The organism is Phaeovulum veldkampii DSM 11550, assembly GCF_003034995.1.
Lineage (GTDB): Bacteria > Pseudomonadota > Alphaproteobacteria > Rhodobacterales > Rhodobacteraceae > Phaeovulum > Phaeovulum veldkampii.
This window is the reverse complement of the sequence record NZ_PZKF01000103.1, coordinates 1-1,565: the sequence shown is the minus strand read 5'-3', so window position 1 is coordinate 1,565 and position 1,565 is coordinate 1. Positions and strand designations below refer to the sequence as shown.

Below are 1,565 nucleotides of genomic sequence, written 5' to 3'. Positions count from 1 at the left end.
CAACGTCCACGCCATCACGGGCATAGATACCCTCCTGCCTGTAGAGCGGCAGGCCGTCGGCGTATTTCGAGACCGCGATCTGTGCCAACAACGCTTCGGTCGGCAGGCCACTCTCGATGATATGGGACGGGGCCAAAGCCTGAATGACGCCGTCCCAACCTTTGAAGGCGTATTTCGGGCGTCGTGTAATGATGACCCGGAACTTCGCCGGTATCACATCCAGCCGTTCGGCCACATCTTCGCCGATCAGCACCTTCTGTTTGCCAGCGTGTTCCGGCAGGTCGTCGGGCTCGATGACCACTTCGATGCGCTCGAGATGTGGCGGGAAGCCTTTGCGGGGCCGGGGCGCCCGCTTTTCCTGTGAAGCCTGACCCTTGCCGACCTGCGCCCGTAGCGCCGAGATACCCGTCTCGATCTCCTCGAAGAGGAAAGCCTGCTGTGCATCCTCGCCATCTGCCGCAGCAGAACCAAGCTTCTCGGATCGTCGTCCGAACCGCGCCCGATCGTAAGCCTTCAAGATCTGCATCAGGCACTTGATCCGCTCGTCCGCATCTGCATTGCGGGCTTTGAGACTCTCGATCTCACGCTCCAGAACGTCCGCACGGGACGCTTTCGCAGCCATGGCGCGCACCATGGATTTCAACTGATCCATGTCGTCAGGAAGGGGGAGTTCACTGCTGTTCATCAGCTCCGATTAAAGCACGTTTCCCCTTGTTTTGCTCGTTTTTTTTGGCCGTTCATCGCAAATAATACACTTCGTGGGAGCTGATTTAGCCAACGGTTTCAGGGCGACGAATGGCAACCGGCCGCACTCGTTTCCAGTCCAGGCCATCCACCAGCGCCATCAGCTGGACGGTGTTCATCTGAACCCGAACATGGCCGATCCGCGGCCAGCAAAACCCCGCCTTTTCCAGACGCTTTGCATAAAGGCAGACGCCGCTACCATCCCACCAGACAATTTTGATCCGATCCGCACGTTTTGCGCGGAACACATAAAGTGCCCCACTAAACGGATCGCTTCCCGCATCACGAACCAGAGCAAGCAGGCTATCCGGACCTTTGCGGAAGTCGACAGGATGGCTGGCCAGAAAAACCTTCACGCCGGACGGGATCATGCTGTGCGAACCGCACGAATAATCCGATGCAGATTGGCTTCTCCGATATCTTGCCCAACACGAATGATGGCATCCCCGATCACGATCTCCGTCAGTGTCTGCGATGAAGGGTGCGCCGATTGCGCCTCATCCTGGGTTTTTCGAAAAGCCCTGCGCCAACCAAACAGTTGTGCGGGCGAAATCCCCAGTCGTCGGGCCAGAGCCGAAACATTGACATCTGGAGCCATCGCCGCAGCGACAGCCTGCGCCTTAAACTCATCCGACCAACGACGGCGCTCTCCGACCGGCGCACCGTCGAGACGTTCGACGACAGCTTCAATCAACTGAAAGCTACCATGCGTAGGCATAGGCGTAGAGCTGGTCGTAGACATAGAACCCCCGGAGCTGGTGTGAACCCAGCAAACCTAACTCGGGATAGGCAGCCCTTTAACCCACGGGGCTGCCTTGTCG

Annotated in this window: 3 protein-coding genes; all 3 read right to left on the bottom strand. The window is 58.3% G+C overall.

Annotated elements, in window-relative coordinates:
• Nucleotides 1–685: IS66 family transposase (locus tag C5F46_RS16060; RefSeq protein ID WP_146160261.1), on the bottom strand; the 685-nt coding region annotated here is incomplete at its 3' end.
• A gap of 85 nt (nt 686–770) precedes the next feature.
• Entirely contained in the window at nt 771–1,115 is a 345-nt protein-coding gene (gene tnpB / locus C5F46_RS16055) for an IS66 family insertion sequence element accessory protein TnpB (protein WP_107326296.1), read from the bottom strand.
• A complete protein-coding gene (locus C5F46_RS16050) occupies nt 1,112–1,486 on the bottom strand; it encodes a transposase (protein ID WP_201161462.1) in 375 nt (124 codons plus the stop codon). The genes tnpB and C5F46_RS16050 overlap by 4 nt, the downstream gene beginning before the upstream one ends.
• Nucleotides 1,487–1,565 lie beyond the last annotated feature (79 nt).